Source organism: Staphylococcus sp. GDX8P80P, assembly GCF_017893095.1.
GTDB lineage: Bacteria > Bacillota > Bacilli > Staphylococcales > Staphylococcaceae > Staphylococcus > Staphylococcus borealis.
Genome location: NZ_JAESMI010000125.1, coordinates 1 through 4,405, shown reverse-complemented (window position 1 = coordinate 4,405; position 4,405 = coordinate 1). Strand labels below are relative to the sequence as shown.

Annotated in this window: 5 protein-coding genes; 3 read left to right on the top strand and 2 right to left on the bottom strand. The window is 33.4% G+C overall.

What is annotated here, in order from left to right; translation table 11 throughout:
* Positions 1–261 precede the first annotated feature (261 nt).
* Entirely contained in the window at positions 262–924 is a 663-nt protein-coding gene (locus tag KA858_RS10510; protein ID WP_075109009.1) for an ABC transporter ATP-binding protein, read from the top strand.
* Positions 917–1,702, top strand: a complete 786-nt coding sequence (locus tag KA858_RS10505) for an ABC transporter permease (RefSeq protein ID WP_075109010.1) — start codon at positions 917–919, stop codon at positions 1,700–1,702. The genes KA858_RS10510 and KA858_RS10505 overlap by 8 nt, the downstream gene beginning before the upstream one ends.
* A gap of 78 nt (positions 1,703–1,780) precedes the next feature.
* Here KA858_RS10505 and KA858_RS10500 read toward each other — a convergent pair whose 3' ends face one another.
* Together KA858_RS10500 and KA858_RS10495 are read right to left on the bottom strand one after the other, a co-directional pair.
* The gene (locus KA858_RS10500) at positions 1,781–3,247 is read right to left on the bottom strand and encodes a sensor histidine kinase (protein WP_210135651.1); all 1,467 of its coding nucleotides are present in this window, start codon (positions 3,245–3,247) and stop codon (positions 1,781–1,783) included.
* Complete coding sequence (locus tag KA858_RS10495; protein WP_075109012.1) at positions 3,240–3,917, bottom strand: response regulator transcription factor; 678 nt, start codon at positions 3,915–3,917, stop codon at positions 3,240–3,242. Before KA858_RS10495 ends, KA858_RS10500 begins: the two co-directional genes overlap by 8 nt.
* Positions 3,918–4,068: 151 nt before the next feature.
* Between KA858_RS10495 and KA858_RS10490 the strand changes: the two genes are divergently transcribed.
* Positions 4,069–4,299 carry a hypothetical protein gene (locus tag KA858_RS10490; protein ID WP_075109013.1) on the top strand — a complete coding sequence of 77 codons (231 nt, stop codon included), beginning with the start codon at positions 4,069–4,071 and terminating at the stop codon, positions 4,297–4,299.
* Positions 4,300–4,405: the final 106 nt, after the last annotated feature.

Here is a 4,405-nt window from a genome sequence, read left to right as displayed (position 1 = left end):
GGGAGTGGGACAGAATTCTTTTAAATTCGTCGCCCGACTCCCAACTTGCTTTGCTTGTAGAATTTCTTGATGAAATTCTCTTTGCTGGGGCCCCGCCCGCAGGGATGACTAGAACTGAGAAAAGCTTGATTTAAGCGCCTTCTCAGTTCAGTCAGCTACTGCGGATTTGCTAATTAGCATGATTATATTATTTATGTCCCAGACTGATTTTAATTTATTTTTAATCATAACAGTGTTTATTATGAGGAGGTTGGTAAAAGGATGTTATTAGATGTCAAAAATTTATCATATAAAGCGGATAGACGTATGATACTTAAAAATATTAACTTTCAATTAGCTGAGGGAGAGGCAGTTGCCATTATTGGTCCCTCTGGTAGTGGTAAGAGCACATTTTTAAAGCAAATCAATAATTTAATTAGCCCGACGGATGGGGAACTCTATTTAAAAGGGAAGCCATTTAACGATTATCCTCCTGAAACATTACGAATGAAAATCAGTTATTTAATGCAACAGAGTCAGCTCTTTGGCGAAACCATTGGTGATAACATGTCATTTCCAGCGTTAGCGCGAGATGACCGCTTTGATAAAGACAAAGCAATGGATTTACTAAAGAAAGTGAACTTAGGTCAATATGATTTGAATTCTAAAATCGAACATCTTTCAGGCGGCGAGCGTCAGAGGATTACAATAGCCCGTCAACTCATGTACCGTCCAGATATATTATTATTAGATGAATCTACAAGTGCGCTCGATACACAAAATAAGCAGACCATTGAAAATATGATTTTCGACATGGTAAAAGAAGGTGTATCCGTGTTATGGATTACACATAGTGATGATCAAAGTATGAGACATTTCCATAGACGAATTACAATTAGCGATGGGGAAATCACGAAAGAGGAGGCTTTAAATCAGAATGAGTAATACAGCCCTTTGTTTAACTGCTTTGTTATTATTAATTCCCATCTTTATTTCATATAAAGAAGGATTACATATTATTAAAGATTTAGTTGTAGCTTCCATACGCGCAGTTGTACAGTTGATTATATTAGGATTTATCTTGCATTATATTTTCAAAATTGATCAAGCGTGGATATTAATGTTAGCGGTATTAGTGATTATTATTAATGCGTCATGGAATACGATTAATCGTGCTTCGCCAGTAATGCATCATGTCTTTTGGATTTCGTTTATCGCCATTTTTATTGGAACAGCGTTACCTTTAACGGCTACTGTGTTGGCAGGGGCTATCGATTTTAAAGCAAACGAAGTCATTCCAATTGGAGGCATGTTAGCGAATAATGGACTAATTGCGATTAATTTAGCGTATCAAAACTTAGACCGTGCCTTTGTGAAAGACATTACCGACATTGAATCTAAGCTTACATTAGCAGCGACACCTAAATTGGCATCTAAAGCATCGATTAGAGAGAGTATACGTCTTGCAATCGTACCTACAATAGACTCGGTTAAAACATACGGTCTCGTTTCGATACCAGGTATGATGACAGGTTTAATTATTGGTGGCGTACCACCATTACAAGCGATTAAATTCCAATTACTTGTCGTGTTTATTCACACAACAGCGACAATCATGTCAGCCCTAATTGCAACTTATTTAAGCTATAATCAATTCTTTAACGTTCGTCATCAACTCGTTGCACGCAATAGCGCACTCAATGCACCTGATGATGAAGCATAGACGAAATGAGAAGTAAGGGCGTAGGACAGAATTTTATTTCAATTCGTTGTCCTACGCCCTTACTTTTTTAGATAATATTTAAGAGTCATCCACCAATAGTATATGGAAATGAACGCCTTGTTTAGATGGTAATAGTGTGATTGCGCCATGATGATAATTCACAGCATCTTTAATAATCGATAAACCAATACCATGTTGTGCTTTATGCGCTTTCGATGTATACGACTGTTTAAATAATGTATCTATATTTGAATGTGGTATGCCTTGACCATCGTCAACGTAATCAATCATTAACTTATTTTCAATTTTAGAAAAAGTCATTTGAATGTTAGGATTGATTTCATTATGATCAATACTATTGTTGATTAAATTAATTAATAGCCGCTCGAAATACAATTTATTACCATAAAATGTGGCGTTATCTTCTAAATAAAAGTGACATGTTATAGAATCGTAACCAATAATGTGTGTGATTCGATTGACCGTTGATTGAATTGGAAAATCTTCTTTATCTTGTTTTGTCTGGTTTGTTTCCATATCAAACGTTTGGTTCAAACTATCAATCAAATCACTCATAAATGTTGCTTTCTCCGAAATAAGTTGAACATAAGATTGCGTCTGTTTATCGGCCTGGATGAGCTTAGAATAACCATAAATAGTTGTTAGTGGCGATTTCAAATCATGAGAAATTTGGCTAATCCATTTTGATTTGTAATATGAAATTTGGTTATGGTAAAACTTATCAGACAACATTTGTTCATTTAATTGTGACAAAGATGCATCCAATTCAGGATAAGTACGACGATTCTTAAATCGCTTTCGTTTCGACGTAGGCTGATGCAGTTTGCCTAACGATAAATTACCAATCCAGTCAATATAAAAAGATAACGGTCTTGTGAGTCGCTTCGAAATTAACATTGCCGTTAAAGCAATTAAGATGATGTTAACGATGATAAATGAGATGAACAGTAAAATATACGTGTTTTTACTATCATTGAACGCTTCGCCGAAATTATCATTCCACAATATCGTTCTTTGTCCTGGATTTCTTACAAAGTGAAGTTCATTGTTTGAAATCGAATAGTTGTAACGATTGAAATCAAGCGTAGCGATACTATCAAGCAGTTGTGACGTCTTGATTTCATGACCATTTGTTATTTTAGGTTGTTCAATTTTATCTTTATAAATATAAACAAGGTAGGTTCCTTCTTTTGATATAACTGAATTCGCATTATTGATATTTTTTAACAATGTTGATTTTATGTTTGTATGACGCTTTGACTTAGGATAGAGAATGTCTCCATTTTTTCGAACAAAATATAAGTCAACATGACGCTTTTCGGCAAGTGATTTTAGATTATCATTGGGTGCTTGAGTGATGCCATACGTCTCTAAGTATGTAGGTTCAATTTCATTAATATCCCAGTAAATATTAGGCAATACTTTAAAAAATAGTATGATAACTAAGATACATGTAATAGTAAAGTTTAGAAGGACAAATATCGTCATATACTTAAGGAATTTTAATGTGAATTTATTAATCATCGCGATCTTCCTTAAACATGTAACCTTTACTGCGTACAGTTTTAATCATTTTAGGTGCATTCGGCGTGGTTTCAATCTTCTTCCGTAATGTTCTAATATGGACCATTAGAGTATTATCATCCACGCCGGTATCATATCCCCAAACTTTAGCATAGAGCTGATCTTTAGTCAGTACTTGGTTTTTATTTTTAATAAGATAGGTTAATAAATTATATTCACGATTTGTAAGGTTGATCGGTTTGTCATTAACAAATACTTCCATACTGTTGAAGTTGATGGCTAAATCTTTATAATGGTACGTTGATTGATCTGTATCATTTAAATGTAAAGAAACTCTGTAGTACAACTCCATCGGATCAAATGGCTTTTTAATATAATCGACAGCCCCATGTTCAAATCCTTTATATACATCGATATTTGTTGTCTTTGCAGTCACTACGATAACGGCAGTATCCTTTAAATCAATATATTTAAGTAATTGATAACCGTCTTCAGATCTTAAGTTTAAATCCAATAATATAACCTGAAAGCTGAAATTCAATAGTTCGTATTTTGCATCTTCAATATTATCGACAGACTTGATACGTTGTATCCCTTTCGTACTTAAAGATAATGTCATTAACGCATTAATATCTTTATCATCTTCAATAATGAGTACGTCGTCGTTCATGAATACCACCTCATTGTCTATCTTATACAACTTTTTAACATTTAACTATTCTGATAATGATGATTTAAGGAAAAATTAAGATTAAACTAAGTAGCATTTAATTTGAAAATTTTAGTATATAAGTAAATCAATAAGCAAAGGAGCAAATGAAATGAAAGTCATTTCCAATGTGCTTGGGTTTATCATACTTATCCTTGTTTTATTTAATATAATTAGAGTATTAACAAGCCTAGTTGAATCGTATTTTAATATGAATTTTGGTATTGATGGTGTACTACATAATCATTACGTCATTTATGGTGCGCTCGCATTACTTGCCATTTGTGCCTTTCTACAAGAACTCATCGAACATCGATACAACAATAATGAACAAACCTTTTAAAACATAGGGGAAGAAAAATACAATTGAATATTATATAATAGAACAGTTACGAAATTTGAAGAACAGTGCGTAACTGTTTTTTTATGTGTTGAGTTGTCAATTTAAG